Origin of the sequence: Pseudomonas sp. GL-R-19 (assembly GCF_019956375.1) — a bacterium.
In the GTDB taxonomy this organism is placed as follows: Bacteria; Pseudomonadota; Gammaproteobacteria; order Pseudomonadales; family Pseudomonadaceae; genus Aquipseudomonas.
Map to the genome: position 1 here is coordinate 1 of NZ_JAHBDJ010000092.1, position 21,838 is coordinate 21,838.

The 21,838-nt window shown below is 60.0% G+C and carries 21 protein-coding genes; 15 read left to right on the top strand and 6 right to left on the bottom strand.

The window, feature by feature from the left end; genetic code table 11:
* Positions 1 to 228, top strand: a 228-nt coding sequence (locus KGA83_RS28870; RefSeq protein WP_223531448.1) for a DUF523 domain-containing protein, incomplete at its 5' end; no start/stop codon positions are given.
* Positions 229 to 368: 140 nt separating this feature from the next.
* Here KGA83_RS28870 and KGA83_RS28875 read toward each other — a convergent pair.
* The gene (locus tag KGA83_RS28875) at positions 369 to 953 is read right to left on the bottom strand and encodes a transporter substrate-binding domain-containing protein (RefSeq protein ID WP_223531449.1); all 585 of its coding nucleotides are present in this window, start codon (positions 951 to 953) and stop codon (positions 369 to 371) included.
* A 135-nt stretch (positions 954 to 1,088) separates the two neighbouring features.
* On the opposite strand from KGA83_RS28875, the gene KGA83_RS28880 reads away from it, so the two are divergent.
* The gene (locus tag KGA83_RS28880; protein WP_108217113.1) at positions 1,089 to 1,511 is read left to right on the top strand and encodes a DUF4399 domain-containing protein; all 423 of its coding nucleotides are present in this window, start codon (positions 1,089 to 1,091) and stop codon (positions 1,509 to 1,511) included.
* A 61-nt stretch (positions 1,512 to 1,572) separates the two neighbouring features.
* Here the strand turns inward: KGA83_RS28880 and serA are convergent, their stop codons facing one another.
* Positions 1,573 to 2,802, bottom strand: a complete 1,230-nt coding sequence (gene serA / locus KGA83_RS28885; RefSeq protein ID WP_108217112.1) for a phosphoglycerate dehydrogenase — start codon at positions 2,800 to 2,802, stop codon at positions 1,573 to 1,575.
* Positions 2,803 to 3,006: 204 nt separating this feature from the next.
* Here serA and KGA83_RS28890 point away from each other — a divergent pair, with 204 nt between their 5' ends.
* The 4 genes from KGA83_RS28890 (at position 3,007) to KGA83_RS28905 (ending at position 7,405) form a co-directional block, all read left to right on the top strand.
* Positions 3,007 to 4,401: an FAD-binding oxidoreductase gene (locus KGA83_RS28890; RefSeq protein WP_108217110.1), complete on the top strand. Its 1,395-nt coding sequence runs from the start codon at positions 3,007 to 3,009 to the stop codon at positions 4,399 to 4,401.
* 39 nt (positions 4,402 to 4,440) lie between these two features.
* Positions 4,441 to 5,106, top strand: a complete 666-nt coding sequence (locus tag KGA83_RS28895) for a fumarylacetoacetate hydrolase family protein (RefSeq protein WP_015097256.1) — start codon at positions 4,441 to 4,443, stop codon at positions 5,104 to 5,106.
* A gap of 268 nt (positions 5,107 to 5,374) precedes the next feature.
* On the top strand, positions 5,375 to 6,301 hold the full coding sequence (locus tag KGA83_RS28900) for an SdiA-regulated domain-containing protein (RefSeq protein ID WP_108217109.1): 927 nt from the start codon (positions 5,375 to 5,377) through the stop codon (positions 6,299 to 6,301).
* Between the two features lie 186 nt (positions 6,302 to 6,487).
* Positions 6,488 to 7,405 (top strand): SdiA-regulated domain-containing protein, encoded by a 918-nt coding sequence (locus KGA83_RS28905; RefSeq protein WP_108217108.1) that lies wholly within the window; start codon positions 6,488 to 6,490, stop codon positions 7,403 to 7,405.
* A 127-nt stretch (positions 7,406 to 7,532) separates the two neighbouring features.
* On the opposite strand, the gene rpiA is transcribed toward KGA83_RS28905, so the two are convergent.
* Positions 7,533 to 8,207 (bottom strand): ribose-5-phosphate isomerase RpiA, encoded by a 675-nt coding sequence (gene rpiA, locus KGA83_RS28910; RefSeq protein ID WP_007976402.1) that lies wholly within the window; start codon positions 8,205 to 8,207, stop codon positions 7,533 to 7,535.
* Positions 8,208 to 8,505: 298 nt separating this feature from the next.
* On the opposite strand from rpiA, the gene ilvA reads away from it, so the two are divergent.
* Together ilvA and KGA83_RS28920 are read left to right on the top strand one after the other, a co-directional pair.
* Entirely contained in the window at positions 8,506 to 10,020 is a 1,515-nt protein-coding gene (ilvA, locus tag KGA83_RS28915) for a threonine ammonia-lyase, biosynthetic (protein WP_108217107.1), read from the top strand.
* A 39-nt stretch (positions 10,021 to 10,059) separates the two neighbouring features.
* Positions 10,060 to 10,485, top strand: coding sequence for a DUF2269 domain-containing protein (locus KGA83_RS28920; protein ID WP_223531450.1), 426 nt, complete (start codon positions 10,060 to 10,062; stop codon positions 10,483 to 10,485).
* Between the two features lie 93 nt (positions 10,486 to 10,578).
* On the opposite strand, the gene KGA83_RS28925 is transcribed toward KGA83_RS28920, so the two are convergent.
* Complete coding sequence (locus KGA83_RS28925; RefSeq protein ID WP_108217105.1) at positions 10,579 to 11,235, bottom strand: HAD family hydrolase; 657 nt, start codon at positions 11,233 to 11,235, stop codon at positions 10,579 to 10,581.
* Positions 11,236 to 11,378: 143 nt separating this feature from the next.
* On the opposite strand from KGA83_RS28925, the gene KGA83_RS28930 reads away from it, so the two are divergent.
* Together KGA83_RS28930 and ptsP are read left to right on the top strand one after the other, a co-directional pair.
* Positions 11,379 to 11,858: an RNA pyrophosphohydrolase gene (locus KGA83_RS28930; RefSeq protein WP_003229203.1), complete on the top strand. Its 480-nt coding sequence runs from the start codon at positions 11,379 to 11,381 to the stop codon at positions 11,856 to 11,858.
* 22 nt (positions 11,859 to 11,880) lie between these two features.
* Positions 11,881 to 14,160 carry a phosphoenolpyruvate--protein phosphotransferase gene (gene ptsP / locus KGA83_RS28935; RefSeq protein WP_108217104.1) on the top strand — a complete coding sequence of 760 codons (2,280 nt, stop codon included), beginning with the start codon at positions 11,881 to 11,883 and terminating at the stop codon, positions 14,158 to 14,160.
* Between the two features lie 127 nt (positions 14,161 to 14,287).
* Here ptsP and KGA83_RS28940 read toward each other — a convergent pair whose 3' ends face one another.
* Complete coding sequence (locus KGA83_RS28940) at positions 14,288 to 15,034, bottom strand: NRDE family protein (protein ID WP_108217103.1); 747 nt, start codon at positions 15,032 to 15,034, stop codon at positions 14,288 to 14,290.
* A gap of 133 nt (positions 15,035 to 15,167) precedes the next feature.
* Between KGA83_RS28940 and KGA83_RS28945 the strand changes: the two genes are divergently transcribed.
* The 3 genes from KGA83_RS28945 (at position 15,168) to KGA83_RS28955 (ending at position 17,875) form a co-directional block, all read left to right on the top strand.
* On the top strand, positions 15,168 to 15,950 hold the full coding sequence (locus KGA83_RS28945; RefSeq protein WP_223531451.1) for a sulfite exporter TauE/SafE family protein: 783 nt from the start codon (positions 15,168 to 15,170) through the stop codon (positions 15,948 to 15,950).
* Between the two features lie 97 nt (positions 15,951 to 16,047).
* Complete coding sequence (gene lgt, locus KGA83_RS28950) at positions 16,048 to 16,854, top strand: prolipoprotein diacylglyceryl transferase (protein ID WP_108217101.1); 807 nt, start codon at positions 16,048 to 16,050, stop codon at positions 16,852 to 16,854.
* 49 nt (positions 16,855 to 16,903) lie between these two features.
* Entirely contained in the window at positions 16,904 to 17,875 is a 972-nt protein-coding gene (locus KGA83_RS28955; RefSeq protein WP_223531452.1) for a thymidylate synthase, read from the top strand.
* Between the two features lie 135 nt (positions 17,876 to 18,010).
* Here KGA83_RS28955 and cadR read toward each other — a convergent pair whose 3' ends face one another.
* Positions 18,011 to 18,460, bottom strand: coding sequence for a Cd(II)/Pb(II)-responsive transcriptional regulator (gene cadR / locus KGA83_RS28960; protein WP_108217099.1), 450 nt, complete (start codon positions 18,458 to 18,460; stop codon positions 18,011 to 18,013).
* 93 nt (positions 18,461 to 18,553) lie between these two features.
* Here cadR and KGA83_RS28965 point away from each other — a divergent pair, with 93 nt between their 5' ends.
* Positions 18,554 to 20,815 (top strand): heavy metal translocating P-type ATPase, encoded by a 2,262-nt coding sequence (locus KGA83_RS28965; RefSeq protein WP_223531453.1) that lies wholly within the window; start codon positions 18,554 to 18,556, stop codon positions 20,813 to 20,815.
* A 16-nt stretch (positions 20,816 to 20,831) separates the two neighbouring features.
* A complete protein-coding gene (locus KGA83_RS28970) occupies positions 20,832 to 21,695 on the top strand; it encodes a LysR family transcriptional regulator (RefSeq protein WP_223531454.1) in 864 nt (287 codons plus the stop codon).
* Positions 21,696 to 21,838: the final 143 nt, after the last annotated feature.

A 21,838-nucleotide genomic window follows, 5' to 3' on the forward strand; every position in this document is an offset into this window, starting at 1 on the left:
GGGGCGTATCAGGCTCTGGAACTGGTGCAAAAGCATGGCATCCGCATCGCCATCCTCAAGGCCAACAGCCCGTCCTGCGGCAATCTGCTGACCTATGACGGGACATTCAGTGGTGTGAAGGTCAGTGGCGAGGGCGTGACGGCGGCGTTGCTCAGGCGCCATGGTGTGCAGGTGTTCAGCGAGCTGGAGTTGCCACAAGTGGCGGCAGCCTTGGCCGCACAAGACTGACAATCACCATAGAACCACTGTGGGAGCGAGCCTGCTCGCGATGAGGCCAGTTCAGCCAACATGGATGTTGAATGTCAGGCCGCCATCGCGAGCAGGCTCGCTCCCACAGGATCAGCTTTCACTTCAGACCTGCAACAACTTCAAGGCTTCGGCACCACACCCGCATCCGCCCCCAGCCACTTCTGCTCCAGCGCTTGCAGTCGTCCATCATCCTTGATCCGCTGCAACGCGTTTTCCAGGCTGGCATGGAACGCCGGATTACCCTTCTGAAACGGAATCGCCAGGCTCACGGCCGGGTTGGTTTCAGGTTTCTCTTCCGTCAGCGACTGCACCAGCAGAATGGAGCGCGGCTGTTCTTTTTGCGCGATCAATTGCGCATGGGTTTGAATGTAGGGTTCGCTGAAGTCGAAACGATCCTGGAGGTCTGGGGTCACTGCTATGTGGTTGATGGCGATGTCGTATTTGCCACTTTCGACGCCAGTCAGCAGATCGCTGCCGTCGGTGACGACAAAGTCGGCCCGGACATCGAGTTCACTTGCCAGCAGTTGGCCCAGTTCGACTTCGAACCCCGTGAGTTTGTCGTCATCCCTGAAATTGAATGGGGGTGTGTTGGCTTCAACGGCAATACGCAATTCGCCTCGGTCGTTGACGTCATCTATCAGTTCGGCGTGAGCCAAAGGGCTCAAAAGGGGTAGCAGGCAGATCAGGCCAGGCAGAAAGCGCATGGTCACTCCTTTGAATTTTTATCGCGGACCCTCTGATTCAGGCTCGCTTTGCTATGGTTGTCGAGTGCCTTCGACAACGAATGGCCATGAAGTTGTCATGGTCACGCGAATTTTACGGAAAAACTGGAGAAGAGAATGAAAACCTTTATGTCACGTGCTGCTTTGGCTGGTCTGTTGATGGGTGTTTCGGTGCTGGCCAGTGCAACGCCGGCTCCGAAAGGCGCCGAAGTGTCCATTGTTTCTCCCGAGGACGGTGCGACGATTCCACAGACCGTCGTCGTCAAGTTCGCGGTCGAGAACATTGCCTTGGCACCGGCGGGCGATACCACCAAGAACACCGGTCATCACCACGTGCTGATCGACGTCGATCAGCTGCCAGCCGCCGGTACGCCGATCCCCAAGGATGCCAACCACCTGCATTTCGGCGGTGCGCAGACCCAGGCTGAAATAACGCTCACGCCAGGCAAACACACCCTGCAGCTGGAACTGGGCGATAGCAACCACATACCGTTCGAGCCGCCGATCGTTTCCGAGAAGATCACCGTCAATGTGAAATAAAAAAAGGGAGCCCCCTTCGCAGGGGCTCCCTTTTTATTACACGCAAGCTCGCCGCTGTTCTTTAGAACAGCACGCGGCTACGGATGGTGCCGTTGACGTGTTGCAGCTTCTCTTGCGCCAGGTCCGAGTACTCGGCGTCGACGTCGATCACCACGTAGCCGACCTTCTCGTTGGTCTGCAGGAACTGACCGGAGATGTTGATGCCGTTTTCGGCGAAGACCTTGTTGATCTCGCTCATCACGCCCGGGATGTTCTCGTGGATGTGCAGCAGGCGGTGCTTGCCAGGGTGAGCCGGCAAGGCCACTTCCGGGAAGTTCACGGACGATACCGAAGTACCGTTGTCGCTGTACTTGACCAGTTTTTCCGCCACTTCCAGACCGATGTTGGCCTGGGCTTCAGCGGTGGAACCACCGATGTGCGGGGTCAGGATCACGTTGTCCAGGCCACGCAGCGGGCTTTCGAACTCTTCCTCGTTGGAGCGTGGCTCCACCGGGAATACATCGATGGCTGCGCCGATCAGGTGCTTGTCCTTGATCGCGTCCGCCAGGGCGTCCAGTTCGACCACGGTGCCGCGGGCGGCGTTGATCAGGATGCCGCCTTTCTTGATCGCGCGGATTTCTTTCTCGCCCATCATCCACTGGGTGGCGGCGGTTTCCGGTACGTGCAGCGAAACGATGTCGGACATCGCCAACAGCTCGTGCAGCTTGCCTACCTGAGTAGCGTTACCCAATGGCAGCTTGGTGATGGTGTCGTAGAAGTACACCTGCATCCCCAGGCCTTCAGCCAGGACCGACAGTTGAGTACCGATCGAACCGTAACCGACGATGCCCAGCTTCTTGCCGCGGATCTCGAAGGAGTTGGCCGCGCTCTTGATCCAGCCGCCACGGTGGCAGGAAGCGTTCTTCTCAGGGATGCCACGCAACAGCAGGATCGCTTCGGCCAGCACCAGCTCCGCTACGGAACGGGTGTTGGAGTACGGCGCGTTGAACACGGCGATACCGCGTTCGCGGGCCGCGTCCAGGTCGACCTGGTTGGTGCCGATGCAGAAACACCCTACGGCCACGAGCTTCTTCGCGTGATCGAAGATTTCTTCGGTCAGTTGAGTGCGGGAGCGAATGCCGATGAAGTGAGCATCAGCGATCTTTTCCTTGAGCTGGGCTTCCGGCAGAGAACCGGTGAGGTACTCGATGCTGGTGTAGCCCGCCGCCTTGAGGACGTCGACAGCCGATTGGTGGACGCCTTCGAGAAGAAGGAACTTGATCTTGCTCTTATCGAGAGAAGTCTTGCTCATCTGCGTAAACCTGTATCCCGGAGAAAAATGGCAGGAAATGGTCAACAGACGCTGACCCGAGCGGCAGGAAAGCCGTCACCGCAGAACAGCCCTTGGGCACTATCCTGCGGGGTCGGTATGCTAGCATATGCGCCCCGCTAAACACTCATTCCTGCGACGTGAAGCGTTCTCAGGATGACCATGAATTGTTCGAGAGTTCTGTCGATGACCAATCCTGCCCTGATTGATGAGCTGAAGACCCTGGTTGAGCCTGGCAAGGTGCTGACCGATGCCGACTCTCTGAATGCTTACGGAAAGGATTGGACCAAGCATTTCGCCCCGGCCCCGACCGCCATCGTGTTCCCCAAGACCACCGAGCAGGTCCAGGCCATTGTCCTGTGGGCCAATAAACACAAGGTGGCACTGGTGCCGTCCGGCGGTCGTACCGGGTTGTCCGCTGCTGCCGTGGCGGCCAATGGCGAAGTGGTCGTGTCGTTCGACTATATGAACCAGATCCTCGACGTGAACCTCACGGACCGCACCGCGGTTTGTCAGCCGGGCGTGGTCACCGAGCATTTGCAGAACGTGGCCGAAGAAAAAGGCCTGTACTACCCGGTGGACTTCGCTTCGGCAGGATCGAGCCAGATTGGCGGCAATATCGGCACCAATGCCGGCGGGATCAAGGTGATTCGCTACGGCATGACCCGTAACTGGGTCGCCGGCATGAAAGTGGTCACCGGCAAGGGCGACGTGCTGGAACTGAACCGCGACCTGATCAAGAACGCTACCGGCTACGACATGCGTCAGCTGTTCATCGGCGCCGAAGGCACCCTCGGCTTCGTGGTCGAAGCGACCATGCGCCTGGATCGCGCGCCGAAAAACCTCACCGCAATGGTCCTCGGTACCGCCGATTTCGACTCGATCATGCCGGTGCTGCACGCCTTCCAGAGCAAGCTTGACCTGACCGCCTTCGAATTCTTTTCCGACAAGGCCCTGGCCAAAGTCATGGGCCGTGGCGATGTCCCGGCGCCGTTCGAAACCGACTGCCCGTTCTACGCGCTGCTGGAATTCGAAGCGACCACCGAAGATGTAGCCAACCACGCCCTGGAAACCTTCGAGCACTGCGTCGAGCAGGGCTGGGTACTGGACGGCGTGATGAGCCAGAGCGAAACCCAGCTGCAAAACCTGTGGAAACTGCGCGAATACATCTCCGAAACCATTTCCCACTGGACGCCGTACAAAAACGACATCTCGGTCACCGTGTCGAAAGTCCCGGCGTTCCTGAAGGAAATCGACGCGATCGTCGGCGAACACTACCCGGACTTCGAAATCGTCTGGTTCGGCCACATCGGCGACGGCAACCTGCACTTGAACATCCTCAAGCCGGATAACCTGAGCAAGGACGAGTTCTTCGCCAAGTGCGCCACCGTCAACAAGTGGGTGTTCGAAACCGTCGAGAAGTACAACGGTTCGATTTCCGCCGAGCACGGCGTGGGGATGACCAAGCGTGACTACTTGACCTACAGCCGCTCCCCGGTCGAGATCGAGTACATGAAAGCGGTCAAGGCAGTGTTCGATCCGAACGGCATCATGAACCCGGGCAAGATCTTCGCGGTTTGATCTGCAATCTTTAAGCATCCATGAAGGCAGGAATCGGTAATGAGCTATCAGCACCAGTATGTCGACGGTACGCGTATTCATTTCCCGCTGGGGAAAGTGGTGTGCATCGGCCGTAACTACGCCGAACACGCCAAGGAACTGGATAACCCGGTACCGACCGAGCCACTTCTGTTCATCAAGCCGGGCAGTTGTGTTGTGCCGCTGGAAGGCGGTTTCAGCATTCCGACCGAGCGCGGCTCGGTGCATTATGAAGCGGAAATCGCGGTCTTGATCGGCAAGCCGTTGTCGACCAGGCCGAGCCGCGAAGAAGTGCTCGACGCCATCTCCGGTTTCGCCCCGGCCCTTGACCTGACTCTGCGCGACAAGCAGGCCGAGCTGAAATCCAAGGGTTTGCCCTGGGAAATCGCCAAGTCCTTCGACGGTGCGGCAGTGATTGCTCCGTTCGTGTCCGGCAGCACGTTTGCCGATCTGACCGACATCGGTATCCGCCTGACCATCAACGGTGAGGTACGCCAGGACGGCAACAGCAGTGCAATGCTCAACCCGATCGTGCCGATGATCCAGCACATGGCCGGCTGCTTCTCGCTGCAGGCCGGTGATGTGATTCTGACTGGCACACCAGTGGGCGTCGGTCCGCTGAATGTTGGTGACGAGATCGTTCTGGAACTGCCGGGCGCGAGCCGCTTCACCAGCAGCGTTCGCTAATCCAGACACTGCCAAACCCTGTGGGAGCGGGCTTGCTCGCGATTGCGGTGTGTCATTCAACATCTTCGCTGACTGACACTGCCTCATCGCGAGCAAGCTCGCTCCCACAGTTGTTTCTGGTGGTCTTAAGTTTTGTACGCATCCAGATAGATCCTGTCATTTCCCGTTTTTTTCACATCCGGTCTGGATAATTTCAGGGCTGTTGGTCTCTGAGCCGGCCCCAAATTGTGCTATTACCCCTAGCCTGAATTTCTGGAACGCATCCCTGATGGCCACTTCTCCGCTTTCCACGCTTGAACCTGCCCGCCGCTCACGCTTCGCCCTGCGTTGGCAAATATGGCTACTGCTGGTGGTCGTTGTCGCCTACGGCGTTGCGTTTGCCATGCATTGGGATGCGCGGGGCGTGCTCTGGGTGAAAGAGCAATTCAAGAGCCCGGCCGAGCGTCAGGCCAGTATCTGGCTTCCCGACTATCGGGCGGTGATCGATGCCAAGCCGTTGCCGGGCATGGAGAAGGACGAAGCATCGGACTTGGCCTACGACCCCCAGACCAAGACCCTGTTTTCGGTCATGGGCAAGAACCCGTTTCTGGTCGAATTGAACTTGCAGGGCGATGTGCTGCGCAAAATCCCGTTGGTCGGCTGGAGCAACCCAGAGGGTGTCACCGTGCTGGGCGACGGCCGACTGGCTATTGTCGATGAGCGCGACCACCTGATCGCCATCGTCAAGGTCGATGCCGACACTCGCGAGCTGAACATCACTGATTTCCCGACATACGACCTCGGGCCTTCCAAAGACCAGAACAAGGCTTTCGAGGGTGTCACCTGGGATCCGCGCAATCAGCAGCTGCTGCTGGGCGAAGAGCGCCCGCCGGCATTGTTTGTCTGGAAAGGTGATAGCAAAGTCCTTACCGGCGCCAAGCTGAAGCTGGCCAGTCATGCGCTGGACATGCGCAACCTGTCGGCACTGGCCATCGACCCGCGGACCGGCCACATGCTGGTGTTGTCCGCCGAATCGCACCTGTTGCTGGAGCTGGACAATAAGGGTGAACAGGTCAGTTTCATTGCTTTGCTGCGTGGCTTCAACGGCCTGAAAAATACCATTCCGCGTGCCGAAGGCGTGGCCGTGGATGAAGCGGGCACGCTGTATATGGTGAGTGAGCCGAACCTGTTCTATCGCTTCGAAAAACAGAGGTAGTGCCTCTGTGCAGGAGCTGCCGAAGGCTGCGATCTCTTGACTCTGGCATCAACCAGATCGCTAAAGATCGCAGCCTGCGGCAGCTCCTACGCTGATTGCGTATGCGTAAAAGGCTCACGGCCATTAAGCTTCAGTTCAGACGGGCGTGATATTTCATCCGCCTGTATTGACCCTGAGCCCACCCGAATGCGTCGATTTGCCCGCCTCAAATCCCTGATTCTGATTCTGTCGGCGGTCTCGCTGATCGCGTTGATCGGGATCGCCCAGCACATGCGCCTGTTCGAGCGTGCCTGGTTCAATCTGCATACGCTGTGGCAGCCGGTGAGTCCCGGGTCCATCGGCCTGGGCCAATATCGGGTCGTGACCGAGGCCCAGGTGATCGATGGCCAGGTTGACAACGTTTCAGCATTGACCTACGACCCGGTGCGCAAAAGCCTGTTCACTGTTACCAACAAGCGAAGCGAGTTGATCGAGTTGTCCCTCGACGGCAGGATCTTGCGCCGTGTGGCACTGGTCGGTTTCGGCGATCCCGAGGCGGTGGAATTCATCAGCGAGAACACCTACGTGGTCACCGATGAAAGCCAGCAGCGGCTGATCAAAATTCATCTGGAGCAGGACACGACCTTCATCGACGCGGCAGACACCGAACAGATGACCATTGGCGTGCACATGGGCAGCAACAAAGGCTTCGAGGGGTTGGCTTACGATTCAGTGGGCAAGCGCCTGTTCGTGGCCAAGGAGCGCGACCCGATGCTGATCTACGAGGTGTACGGTTTTCCGCGATTCAATCCTGAAGAATCCTGGTCAGTGCACGTGGTCAACGACCCCAAGCGTGATGCCGGGATGTTTGTGCGGGACCTGTCGGGTTTGCAATACGACGAGCGTAGCGGGCATTTGCTGGCGCTGTCGGATGAGTCGCGATTGATTCTGGAGCTGGATGTGGATGGGCGTCCGCTGAGCACAATGTCATTGAGCAAGTGGCAGCACGGCTTGCAGAAAAGCGTACCGCAAGCGGAAGGGGTTGCCATGGATGACGACGGTACGCTGTACCTCGTCAGTGAGCCAAACCTTTTTTACGTTTTCAGGAAACCAGGACAGCCCTGAAGCTTGCCCGGCTCGTGTAGGAACTGGCTTGCCAGCGAAAGCGATGTAACGGCCAACATTGATGTTGAATGTTACGGCCTCTTCGCTGGCAAGCCAGCTCCTACAGAGTGCAAAGGTGGTGTGTGGCTTACTGCGCGCGCAGGGTTTTTACACCTTCGCTGGTACCCAGCAGCAGCAGGTCCGCCGGGCGCGCCGCGAACAAACCATTGGTGACCACGCCGACGATCGCATTGATCTGCGTCTCCAGCTCCACCGGATTGGTGATCTGCATGTTGAACACGTCAAGGATGATGTTGCCGTTGTCGGTCAGTACGCCTTCGCGGTAAACCGGGTCGCCGCCGAGCTTCACCAGCTCGCGGGCCACGTGACTGCGGGCCATCGGGATCACTTCCACCGGCAGTGGGAAAGTACCGAGGACCGGCACCAGTTTGCTGGCGTCGGCGATGCAGATGAAGGTCTTGGCCACGGCCGCGACAATCTTCTCGCGGGTCAGGGCGGCGCCACCGCCCTTGATCAGGTTCAGGTGTTCGTCGCTTTCATCGGCTCCGTCGACGTAGAACTCCAGGTCGCTGACGGTGTTCAGTTCGTACACCGGAATGCCGTGGCCCTTGAGGCGCGCGGCGGTGGCTTCGGAACTGGCGACCGCGCCGTCGAACGCACCTTTGTGCTGGGCCAGGGCATCGATGAAGCAGTTGGCGGTGGAGCCGGTGCCGACCCCGACGATGCTCTTGTCGTCGAGTTTCGGAAGGATGAAGTCGACGGCGGCCTGAGCCACTGCCTGTTTGAGTTGATCCTGGTTCATGCGGGCTCCGGGGTGCCGAGGAGGGAACGAAAGGCCGGCATTATAGGCCCCGCGGTGGTGCAGGGGGAAACACCTGTGGCGAGGGGGCTTGCCCCCGTTGGAGTGCGAAGCGCTCCCCTGCATCTGTTCAGACAGATCGCATGCACAGGTTTTACGACTGCTGCGCAGCCGAACGGGGGCAGGCCTCCTCGCCACAATGGAACTCCACACCCTAAAACCACCGGTTTAGTGTGGTCGTGTGGCTGAAAGCCGGGTTAGACTCCGTGGTCCCGCCCAACCCGCTCAGTGATGCTTTCCGATGCTTGAACAGTACGTCAAAAAGATCCTCACCTCGCGCGTTTATGACGTTGCCGTAGAAACCCCGTTGCAGTCTGCCCGCCAGCTCTCCGAGCGGCTGGGTAACAGCATTTGGCTCAAGCGCGAAGACTTGCAGCCGGTGTTCTCGTTCAAGATTCGCGGCGCCTACAACAAGTTGACCCAGTTGAGCGAAGAAGAACGCGCTCGCGGTGTGGTCACCGCGTCGGCGGGCAACCATGCCCAAGGCCTGGCCCTGGCGGCGAAGGTGTTGGGCGTGAAAGCGACCATCGTCATGCCCAAGACCACCCCGGAGATCAAGGTCGAAGGCGTGCGCTCCCGTGGCGGCAAGGTGGTGCTGCACGGCGATTCGTTCCCGGAAGCTCTGGCTTACTCGCTGAAACTGGTCGACGAAAAGGGCTATGTCTACATTCATCCTTACGACGATCCTCACACCATTGCCGGGCAGGGCACCGTGGCGATGGAAATTCTGCGCCAGCACCCGCAGCCACTGGACGCGATTTTCGTCCCGGTGGGCGGCGGCGGCCTGATCGCCGGCATCGCGGCGTACGTGAAGTACCTGCGCCCGGACATCAAGGTCATCGGCGTCGAACCGGATGACTCCAATTGCCTGCAAGCGGCCATGGCGGCCGGCGAGCGTGTGGTGTTGCCGACCGTGGGCCTCTTCGCCGACGGCGTTGCGGTGGCCCAGATCGGTCAGCACACCTTTGACATCTGCAAAGACCATGTCGATGAAGTGATCACCGTCAGCACCGACGAAATCTGTGCCGCCATCAAGGATATCTACGACGATACCCGCTCGATCACCGAACCTGCCGGCGCCTTGGGCGTGGCCGGGATCAAGAAATATGTCGAGCAGCGCGGCGTCAGCGGTCAGACCTTCGTGGCCATCGACTCCGGGGCCAACGTCAACTTCGATCGCCTGCGCCACGTTGCCGAGCGTGCGGAGCTGGGCGAGGGCCGCGAAGCCATCATCGCCGTGACCATTCCCGAAAAGCCGGGCAGCTTCAAGGCGTTCTGCGAGGCCATCGGCAAACGCCAGATCACCGAATTCAACTACCGCTACAACACCGGCAGCGAAGCGCACATCTTTGTCGGTGTGCAGACACACCCGGAAAACGACCCGCGCAGCGCGTTGCTCGCCAGCCTGAGCGAGCAGGGTTTCCCGGTGCTGGACCTGACCGACAACGAACTGGCCAAGCTGCACATCCGCCACATGGTCGGTGGGCGTGCGGCGCATGTGGTCGATGAAGTGATTCTGCGCTTCGAATTCCCGGAGCGTCCGGGCGCGCTGTTCAACTTCCTCAACAAGCTTGGCGGGCGCTGGAACATCTCGATGTTTCACTACCGCAACCATGGCGCTGCGGATGGCCGGGTCGTCGCAGGCCTGCAAGTGCCCCACGACGAGCGCCACCTGGTGCCAGCGGCGCTCGAAGCAATCGGTTACCCGTACTGGGACGAAAGCGACAACCCGGCCTATCAGCTGTTTCTTGGCTGAACGGCTACGCTGACGGGCAGGTTATAAGGAAATCTGACAATGGAAACGTTAACTGCCCTGAAAATGGCGCACATGGTGGCAACGGTTGTACTGCTGGCTTGTGCGTCGGGTCTGGGCGTCTGGGTTTTGCTTGCGCGGCGCAAGGGTGATGCGACGGCGGGAAGCCGCACCCTGCAACGGCCACGTGTATTTGTCTGGCTGTTGATGGGGTTGGCGCTGCTGAGCATGCCGTTTACCGGCTGGTGGATGGTGCATCTGGTGGGCTGGCCATTGGGGCAGACCTGGTTGCTGGCGTCCAGTGTGCTGTACACCGTGGCGGCGCTTGCGTGGTTCTGGTTGCTGGTGCGGCTGAACAAGCTGCGCAAGACGCCAGGTGGCGGGGGGAAATTCACCTTTGCCTTGGCGTTGTTCAGTTTTGTCTGTCTTGTGGCCATTGCCGGGTTGATGGGTGCCAAGCCTGTTTAAGGCTGAAGACTGTATCGACCCAATCGCGAGCAGGCTCACTCCTACAGGGGAACGCATTCCAATGTAGGAGTGAGCCTGCTCGCGATAGCAATTTTAGTCGCGCAACGAAATCACCGGCCAACCCCGCTTCTCGGCCTCGGCCCGCAGATTCGGGTCCGGATCGACCGCCACCGGATGGGCCACCTGCTCCAGCAACGGAAAATCATTCATCGAGTCGCTGTAGAAGTAGCTGTCTTGCAGCGTATACCCGGTTTCTTCCAGCCACCGATTCAAGCGCGTCACCTTGCCTTCGCGAAAGCACGGCACATCGGTGCTGCGCCCGGTGTAGCGGCCGTCGACCATTTCGCATTCGGTGGCGATCAGGGTTTCGACGCCCAGGCGCACGGCAATCGGCCCGGTGACGAAGCGGTTGGTCGCAGTGATGATCACCAGTTTGTCGCCGGCTGCGCGGTGTTTGGCCAAAAGGTCGATGGCCTTGGGCAGCACGATCGGTTCGATGCAGTCACGCATGTAATCGCTGTGCCACTGATCCAGCGTGGCCATTTCGGTGCGGCCGAGGACTTCCAGGCAGAAGTTCAGGTAAGCGGCATTATCGAGTTTGCCGGCCAGGTAATCCTGGTAGAACTCATCGTTGCGAGCCTTGTAGGCGACGGCGTCGAGAAAGCCGCGCTCGCACAGGTAATCGCCCCAAGCGTGATCGCTGTCACCGCCCAGAAGGGTGTTGTCCAAATCGAATAAAGCCAGGCGCATCGCAGTTACCCGCTGAAAAGTCAGTAAAAAGGCGACAAGAATACGGTCTTTTCACAAGAGTGCACATAAGGTAGGAACCTTCGTTGCCGCCTTCACAACCTTTGTGGAACAATGCGGCGACATGCGTTTGCGAGGTTGTTGCCGTGATCGACCCCGATGGTTTTCGCCCCAATGTCGGGATCATTCTGACGAATGACGCCGGCCAGGTGCTATGGGCTCGCCGAATCAATCAAGATGCCTGGCAATTTCCGCAGGGGGGAATCAACCCCGAAGAGACGCCGGAAGACGCCTTGTACCGCGAGCTGAACGAAGAAGTTGGCCTTGAGCGCGAAGATGTTGAAATTCTTGCCTGCACCCGGGGCTGGTTGCGCTATCGTTTGCCGCAACGTCTGGTGCGTACCCACAGCCAACCGCTGTGCATCGGCCAGAAACAGAAATGGTTTCTCCTGCGCCTGATCTCCAACGAGCAGCGGGTGCGGATGGATTTGACCGGTAAACCGGAATTCGATGGCTGGCGCTGGGTCAGCTATTGGTATCCGTTAGGCCAGGTGGTGACATTCAAGCGCGAGGTGTATCGACGCGCTCTCAAAGAGCTTGCCCCGCGCCTTTTAGCGCGCGACTGACGACGGAGTTCGACCCCGAGCCATGCTCAATACGCTGCGCAAGATCGTCCAGGAAGTTAACTCCGCCAAGGATCTCAAGGCGGCGTTGGGGATTATTGTGTTGCGCGTCAAAGAGGCCATGGGCAGCCAGGTCTGCTCGGTCTACCTGCTTGACCCCGAGACCAACCGCTTCGTGCTGATGGCCACCGAAGGCTTGAACAAGCGCTCGATCGGTAAAGTCAGCATGGCACCCAACGAAGGTCTGGTTGGCCTGGTCGGTACGCGCGAAGAACCCCTGAACCTCGAAAACGCTGCGGATCACCCGCGCTACCGCTACTTCGCCGAGACCGGTGAAGAGCGCTTTGCCTCATTCCTCGGGGCACCGATCATTCACCACCGCCGCGTTGTCGGCGTGTTGGTCATCCAGCAAAAAGAACGTCGCCAGTTCGATGAAGGTGAAGAGGCCTTCCTCGTGACCATGAGCGCGCAGCTCGCCGGTGTTATCGCCCACGCCGAGGCCACCGGTTCGATCCGCGGCCTGGGCCGTCAGGGTAAAGGCATTCAGGAGGCCAAGTTCATCGGCGTTCCGGGTTCGCCGGGTGCGGCAGTCGGTACGGCGGTGGTCATGTTGCCGCCCGCCGATCTGGACGTGGTGCCGGACAAGAACATCACCGACATCGATGCCGAACTCGGTTTGTTCAAGACCGCCATCGAAGGCGTGCGGGCCGACATGCGCACCTTGTCCGCCAAACTCGCCACCCAACTGCGCCCGGAAGAGCGGGCCTTGTTCGACGTCTACCTGATGATGCTCGACGATGCCGCGCTGGGCAGCGAAGTCACCACTGTGATCAAGACCGGGCAGTGGGCCCAGGGCGCTTTGCGCCAAGTGGTCACCGATCACGTCAACCGTTTCGAATTGATGGACGACGCCTACCTGCGCGAGCGGGCCTCGGACGTCAAGGACCTTGGTCGGCGATTGCTGGCTTACTTGCAGGAAGAGCGTCAGCAAACCCTGGTCTACCCCGACAACACCATTCTGGTCAGCGAAGAACTGACGCCGGCGATGCTCGGCGAGGTGCCGGAAGGCAAGCTGGTCGGCCTGGTGTCGGTACTCGGTTCCGGCAACTCCCACGTTGCCATCCTGGCCCGCGCCATGGGCATTCCGACCGTGATGGGCCTGGTCGACTTGCCGTACTCCAAGGTCGACGGCATCCAGATGATCGTCGATGGCTTCCACGGCGAGGTCTACACCAACCCGAGTGAAGTGCTGCGCAAGCAGTTCGCCGAGGTGGTCGAGGAAGAGAAACAACTGGCCCTCGGGCTGGATGCGCTGCGCGATCTGCCGTGCGTGACGGTCGATGGCCACCGCATGCCGCTGTGGGTCAACACCGGCCTGCTGGCGGACGTGGCGCGCGCGCAAAAACGCGGTGCCGAAGGCGTGGGCCTGTACCGCACCGAAGTACCGTTCATGATCAACCAGCGTTTCCCGAGCGAAAAGGAACAACTGGCGATCTACCGCGAGCAGCTCGCCGCGTTTCATCCGCAACCGGTGACCATGCGCACCCTGGACATCGGCGGCGACAAATCGCTGTCGTACTTCCCGATCAAGGAAGACAACCCGTTCCTCGGCTGGCGCGGCATTCGCGTCACCCTCGACCACCCGGAAATCTTCCTGGTGCAGACCCGCGCCATGCTCAAGGCCAGCGAAGGCCTGAACAATTTGCGCATCCTGCTGCCGATGATTTCTGGCATCCACGAGCTGGAGGAAGCCCTGCATCTGATCCACCGTGCCTGGGGTGAAGTCCGCGACGAAGGCTGCGACGTGCCGATGCCGCCGGTTGGCGTGATGATCGAGATTCCGGCCGCTGTTTATCAGACCAAGGAACTGGCGCGGCAAGTGGACTTCCTGTCAGTCGGTTCCAATGACCTGACCCAGTACCTGCTGGCCGTGGACCGCAACAACCCGCGGGTGGCCGATCTTTACGACTACCTGCACCCGGCGGTGCTGCAAGCCCTGCAAACTGTGGTGCGCGATGCCCATGCCGAAGGCAAGCCGGTGAGCATCTGCGGCGAAATGGCCGGTGACCCGGCGGCGGCGGTGCTATTGATGGCGATGGGTTTCGACAGCCTGTCGATGAACGCCACCAACTTGCCGAAAGTGAAGTGGATGCTGCGCCAGATCAACCTGAGCAAGGCCAAGGAATTGCTGGCCGAACTGATGACCATCGACAACCCGCAAGTGATTCACAGCTCGTTGCAACTGGCGCTGAAGAACCTCGGGCTGGCGCGGATGATCAATCCGGCGGCGATCAAGCCCCTCTAAAGGGCGGATGGCCTCTTCGCTGGCAAGCCAGCTCCTACAAAATTGAGTCGTTCGCGTATTTTGTGAGCGTCACGAAAACTGTAGGAGCGGGCTTGCCCGCGAAGGGGCCGGTCCTGACGACAAATATCTAAAGCCTGATCTCTACTTCCCCAAGATGCCCACCAAACGGTCCGAAACTCCTTTCGACCATATGCAACGTCCCATCCGCCTGCACAATCAACGCCGTACTCGCCCGCGTTCCATAACTCTGACTGGCAATGAACACACTCGACAGCAACGTCTCGGTGGCCAGTCCCACGCCGGTATCCGGCAACTCGGCAAGCGGAGCGGTCTGCGCATCGCTCAATAATGCCAGCAACGCCTGAGGCTGCGGATCATCCAGCACCTCGCTCAATGCCGCCTTGGCCTTGAGCAACTTCGGCCAGGGTGTATCCAGCCCTGCATTGGATAACCCGTAGATCCCCGGGGCCAACATTACCGCTGCCGGTTCCCGGGCATTGAAGTGCCAGAGTTCATTGGCATTGCCGACCAACAGGTTAAAGCCACCATATTCCTGCGAACGGTCGACAACGTCGGCTAAATAGTCGTCAATTGGCATTTCCCCGGTTAGAAAGCGCGCGACCAACTCCCCACGAGACTTGCTCCCTGGCGGTCGATTGGGATCTCGGATATTGGTCAGCGCCGCAAAACGTCCGTTGGCACCGACACCGAGCCAGGTGCCACCGGCCTCGAGGTCGCGCCCCGCATGTACGTGCGGCGCTTCGGGCCATGGCGCCAGAGGCAGGCTGGGGCGGGCGTAGAACTCATCGCGATTGGCCGCCACGACCAGCGGTTGGGCATGACCCGGTCGCCAGGCAAAAACAATCAGGCACATCAGGCTGTCCTTGTGTGTTTTTTGCTCACTCTACTCAGACATCGCTCATCGATCCATCGCCTTGCGCAGTGGAGCTTGAGGCCATGCATCCGTTACCATGCCGCTCCGGTTTTGGGATGCGGGCGAGACAACCATGGAATTTCTGCTCTATCTGGCGCTCGGCGCCTGTGCAGGTGTACTCGCCGGGCTGTTTGGCGTGGGCGGCGGGATCATCATCGTGCCGGTGCTGGTGTTCAGCTTCAAGGCTCAAGGGTTCGATCCGTCGATCCTCACGCACCTGGCAGTGGGTACCTCCCTGGCGACGATCATCTTTACCTCGGTCAACGCGGTACGAGAGCATCACCGCCGTGGCGCCGTGCGTTGGCCGATCTTCATGTGGATGACCGTCGGCATTCTGGTCGGTGCCGGATTCGGCGCGCTGACGGCGGAAGCGATTTCCGGCCCCAACCTGCAGAAACTCATTGGTGTATTTGCCCTGGTGATCGCCGCTCAGCTGGCGCTGGAAGTCAAACCCAAGGCCAGCCGAACCGTGCCGGGCAAACTCGGTCTGACCGTGGCCGGCAGCGCAATTGGCTGGGCTTCGGCGATTTTCGGCATCGGTGGAGGTTCGCTGACCGTACCATTCCTGACCTGGCGCAGCGTGCCGATGCAGCAAGCCGTGGCTACTTCGTCGGCCTGCGGTCTGCCGATTGCCCTGGCCAGTGCATTAAGTTTCATGATTCTGGGCTGGCACGATCCGTTGCTCCCGGCCCATAGTCTCGGTTTCATTTATTTGCCGGCGTTGCTGGGCATTGCCCTGACCAGCATGGTGTTCGCCCGCTTGGGCGCGCGATTGGCCCACAGGTTGTCGCCAAGGTTGCTGAAACGGCTGTTTGCCGCTTTGCTGTTCTGCGTCGGTCTGAACTTTCTAGTCTGAAGCATCTGCTCTGACCAGCAGCGCAATCCTGGCTTAATCCTGAGGTGGCAGCGTCGCCCGGGAATTTTTAAGATTTGAACTCTAACGAGGAGTCGCAATGCTGCCTTACCCGCAGATCGACCCGGTGGCCCTGGCCATCGGTCCGCTGAAAATCCACTGGTACGGTCTGATGTACCTGATCGGCATCGGCGGCGCCTGGCTGCTGGCGTCCCGCCGCTTGAACCGCTTCGACTCGACCTGGACCAGGGAGAAACTCTCCGACATGGTGTTCTGGATGTCGATGGGGGTGATCGTTGGCGGGCGACTGGGTTACGTGCTGTTCTACGATCTGAGTGCTTATCTGGCCAACCCGACGCTGATTTTCGAAGTGTGGAAGGGCGGCATGTCATTCCACGGCGGTTTCATCGGCGTGATGCTGGCGGCGTTGTGGTTCGGTAAAAAGAACAACAAGTCGTTCTTCCAGCTGATGGATTTCGTTGCGCCGATGGTACCGATTGGCCTGGGCGCCGGGCGCATCGGTAACTTCATCAACGCCGAGTTGTGGGGCAAGGCGACTGACGTGCCTTGGGCGATGATCTTCCCGACCGATCCGGCGCAACTGGCGCGTCACCCGTCGCAGCTGTACCAGTTCGCGCTGGAAGGCGTGGCACTGTTCGCCATCCTCTGGTTGTTCTCGCGCAAGCCGCGGCCGACCATGGCGGTATCGGGGATGTTCGCGCTGTTCTATGGCATCTTCCGTTTCATCGTCGAGTTCGTCCGTGTGCCGGACGCGCAACTGGGCTACCTGGCCTGGAACTGGCTGACCATGGGGCAGGTGCTGTGCGTGCCAATGATCGTCGGTGGGCTGCTCTTGATCTGGCTGGCGTATCACCGCGCTCCGTCGGCTCCAGCGGCAGCTGTATAAAATTCGAATCCCGGGGCTTCGGTCCCGGGTTCAAGGACACAGGTAACTCATGAAGCAATATCTCGAACTGGTCGCCCACGTCATCAAGAACGGCACCAAGCAGGCCAACCGTACCGGCGTGAACACCATCAGTTTTCCCGGTGCGATGCTGCGTTATGACCTGCAGGAAGGCTTCCCGGCGATCACCACGCGCAAGATGGCGTTCAAATCGGCCATCGGCGAAATGTGCGGATTCCTGCGTGGCGTGAACAACGCTGCCGAGTTCCGTGCCCTGGGCTGCAAGGTCTGGGACCAGAACGCCAACGAAAACGCCCAGTGGCTGGCCAACCCGTTCCGTCAGGGCGAAGACGACCTTGGCGAAATCTACGGCGTGCAATGGCGCAAGTGGCCGGCGTACAAGCAGATTCCGCTCAGCAACCCGGCCGCCATCGAGCAGACCCTGAGCCAAGGCTATCGTCAGATCGCCGAAGGCGAAGAGGATGGCCGGGCTTATGTGGTGCTGTACAAGGCGATCGACCAGATCCGCCAGTGCGTCGACACCATCATCAGGGACCCGGGCAGCCGTCGCATCCTCTTTCACGGCTGGAACGTCGCCCAGCTCGACGAAATGGCCCTGCCGCCGTGCCACTTGCTATACCAGTTCCACCCGAATGTCGAGACCAGGGAGATTTCCTTGACCCTCTACATCCGCTCCAACGACCTGGGCCTGGGCACGCCGTTCAACCTCACCGAAGGCGCCGCGCTGCTGAGCCTGATCGGTCGCCTGACCGGGTACACGCCGCGCTGGTTCACCTATTTCATCGGTGATGCCCACGTCTACGAAAACCACCTGGACATGCTCAACGAACAGCTCAAGCGCGAGCCGTTCCCGATGCCGAAACTGGTGATTTCCGAGCGTGTGCCGGAGTTTGCCAAGACGGGTGTGTATCAGCCGGAGTGGCTGGAGCTGGTGGAACCGGGCGATTTCTCCCTGGAAGGCTACGAGCACCACGCACCGATGACCGCGCCGATGGCGGTTTAACGCCTCACGCCGTCCCCCTGTAGGAGCGAGCCTGCTCGCGATGGACGTGAACGATGACGCGTACTGTCTGGAAAAATGCGTTGCCGTCGAATTCATCGCGAGCAAGCTCGCTCCTACAGGGGTTAGGTGGTGTGCTTAGTGGCCGTGACTGCGGCCGACATGGGAATGCTCCACCTCCGTCGTCACAACCCCGCCATTCACTTCCAGCCGCTGCAAAATCCCGCATTGATCGATACCTGGCCCCTCGTCGCAGCGTTGGCGCAGGTCGAGCAGTTGTGTCTGCAAGGCCAGCAAGCCGTCGATCCGCGCCCTGACGTGATGGATGTGCTCGTCGATCAACGCGTTGACGCTTTCGCACTGGTCCTGCGGACTGTCGCGAAAGGCCAGCAGGCTGCGGATTTCCTCAAGCGTCATGTCGAGGGTGCGACAGTTACGGATGAAGGTCAGGCGCTCGGCGTGGGCCTGGGTGTAGAGGCGATAATTGCCATCACTGCGTGCCGGTTCCGGCAGAAGGCTCTCGCGCTCGTAGTAGCGGATCGTTTCCACGGCGCAGTCCGTGAGTTTCGCCAATTCTCCAATTTTCATGACGCCAATCTCCAAAACTCCAGAAAGGGTGCTTGACCCTATAGTGGCTACAGGGTCTTTACTTGGCAACAGGCACTCTTATGGACGCAACCAATGAGCGATTCCCTGCATTCACACAAACCCGGGCCTGAACACGGGCACAACCACAAGCTCAAGCCCGTGCAAAAACATGACCACGGCGGTCACGGCGATTCCTGCTGTTCATCCAGGGCGGCGGCGCCCGCGTTGATAAGACTGAGCGAATCGTCGACGCCCGGAGCCCGACTGAGCAGTTTTCGCATCGAGGCGATGGACTGTCCAACCGAACAGACGCTTATCCAGAACAAGCTAAACAAACTGACCGGTGTGCAGCAGCTGGAGTTCAATCTGATTAATCGGGTGCTTGGCGTGACCCACGATTTGCCCGGTATCGAGCCGATCGTCGAAGCCATCAAATCCTTGGGAATGCAGGCCGAGCCGATGGACCAGGGTGCTGAAACCCCGACACCGGTGCCCCGGCAAAAGCCATGGTGGCCCTTGACACTGTCCGGTGTTGGTGCATTGCTGGCAGAAGTTATCCACTTCACCGGTTCCGCGCCGAACTGGGTGGTGGCGGTTATTGCGCTTGTTTCGATCCTCTGCGGTGGCCTCGGTACCTACAAAAAAGGCTGGATTGCCCTCAAGAACCGCAACCTGAACATCAATGCGCTGATGAGCATTGCCGTGACCGGCGCGGTGCTGATCGGCCAGTGGCCGGAAGCGGCAATGGTGATGTTCCTGTTCACTGTGGCCGAGTTGATCGAAGCCAGGTCCCTCGATCGCGCGCGCAATGCCATCGGTGGCCTGATGCAGATGACCCCGGACACGGCAACGGTGTTGCAGGCTGACGGGAGCTGGCTTGAGCAGGATGCCAAATCCATTGGGCTCGGCGCGCGGGTGCGGGTCCGCCCCGGTGAGCGCATCGGCCTGGACGGCGAAGTGCTGTCCGGTCGCTCGACCATCGATCAGGCGCCAATCACTGGTGAAAGCATGCCGGTGGAGAAAACCGTCGGCGACAAAGTATTCGCCGGCACCATCAATCAGGCCGGATCCCTGGAATATGAAGTAACCGCTGCGGCCGACAACTCGACCCTGGCCCGCATCATTCACGCGGTCGAACAAGCGCAGGGCGCGCGGGCGCCGACCCAGCGTTTCGTCGACAGCTTCTCGAAAATCTACACCCCGGTGGTGTTCGTTCTGGCTCTGGTCGTGGCGGTGATCCCGCCTTTGTTCATGGGCGCGTTGTGGTTCGACTGGATTTATCGGGCGCTGGTGCTGCTGGTGGTGGCCTGCCCCTGTGCGCTGGTGATTTCCACGCCGGTGACCATCGTCAGTGGCCTCGCGGCGGCAGCGCGCAAAGGCATCCTGGTCAAGGGCGGCGTCTATCTGGAGGGCGGTTACAAGCTCGACTACCTGGCCCTGGACAAGACTGGCACCATCACCCACGGCAAACCGGTGCAGACCGATTACCTGTCGCTGGATCCGACCGCCGACGATTCGGCGCCTGCCATTGCCGCCGCGCTGGCCAGGCGCTCGGATCACCCGGTTTCCCAGGCCATTGCCAAAGCGGCTGTGGATAACCCAACCGCGACGCTTATTGTGGATAACTTCGAAGCGCTGGGCGGGCGCGGTGTGCGCGGCGAAATCAACGGCCAGCTCTACCATTTGGGCAACCATCGACTGGTGGAGGATCTGGGGCTGTGCTCGCCGGCGCTGGAAGAGAAACTGTTCGCCCTGGAAAAACAGGGCAAGTCGGTGGTGCTGCTGCTTGATCAGTCCGGGCCATTGGCACTGTTCGCCGTCGCCGATACGGTAAAAGCGTCCAGCCGCGAAGCCATCCGGCAACTGCATGACCTGGGCATCAAAACCCTGATGCTCACGGGCGATAACGTCCACACTGCGCAAGCCATTGCCGCGCAAGTCGGCATCGACGAGGCCAGGGGCGACCTGTTGCCGGGTGACAAATTGCAGGCCATCGATGCCCTTTATGCCCAAGGGCATCGGGTCGGTATGGTCGGCGATGGCATCAATGACGCTCCGGCACTGGCGCGCTCCGAGATCGGTTTCGCCATGGCCGCCGCAGGCACCGATACCGCGATCGAAACCGCCGATGTCGCCCTGATGGACGACGATCTGCGCAAAGTCCCGGCATTCATTCGCCTGTCGCGCCAGACATCGAGCATCCTCAAGCAGAACATCGTCCTGGCTTTGGTCATCAAGGCGATCTTTCTTGGGGTAACCTTCGCCGGGCTCGCTACCATGTGGATGGCCGTGTTCGCCGACATGGGCGTGAGTTTGCTGGTGGTGTTCAACGGTTTGCGCCTGCTGCGCAAGTAAAGGATGAGGGACGGTTGTGCTGAGTGCCGAGCTGAAGGCGTTTTACATGGTGGCCCGCCTGGGCAGCATTACCCAGGCTGCAAAAAAGCTCGGCCTGAGCCAGCCGACGGTGACGACGCAGATCCGCAACCTCGAAAGTCAGTATTCGGTCGAGCTGTTCTACCGTGGTGGCCGGCGTCTCAGTGTCAGCGAAGAGGGCGCGCGGCTGCTACCGATGGTCAAGGTGCTGATGCAACAGGCGGCCGACATCGAGTTTTTCCTGCGTAACTGCGGCCAGGTCCAGGGCTCATTGCGCATTGCCGCTACGGCGCCATATTACATCCTCGACCTGGTGAAAACATTCCGCGAACGTCTGCCGCAAGTGGAGGTGTCGGTGGAAATCGGCAACTCCCAACAGGTGCTTGAAGCGCTGGAGGATTATCGGGTCGATGTCGCGGCGTCGTCGCAATTGCTCGATGACGCGCGGTTGATTCGCCGGGTGCTCGGCAGTGATCCGCTGGTGCTGGCGGTGCATCGCAATCATGCGCTGGCGGTTCACGATCGCATTTCGCTCAGTGCATTGGCCGGGCATACCCTGCTGATGCGCGAACCGGGTTCGACCACCCGTCGTTTGACCGAAGAGTTGCTGGCCAGCGCCAGCGTGTGTTTCGGCCCGCGGCTGGAAATCGGCAGCCGCGAATCGATTCGCGAAGCGGTGCTGCGCAATATCGGTATCAGCATCATTGCCCGCCAGGAAGTGCCCCATGATCCGCAGTTGCGGGTGCTGACCATCGAGAATGCGCCGCAGATTCCCGAGTATCTGTACTGCCTCAAGGAGCGCAAAGGCGCGCGGCTACCGGCGGCGTTTCTGGGGTTGGCGCAGGAAATGGCGCCGGCCTAAAGGTCTTTATCGCCTGTCCCGGCCTCATCGCGAGCAGGCTCGCTCCTACAGTTGACCGCATTCCCCTGTAGGAGCGAGCCTGCTCGCGATGGCGGTAGATCAGCCAGCACAGGAATAACCAAAAATCCTGAATACCACTATCG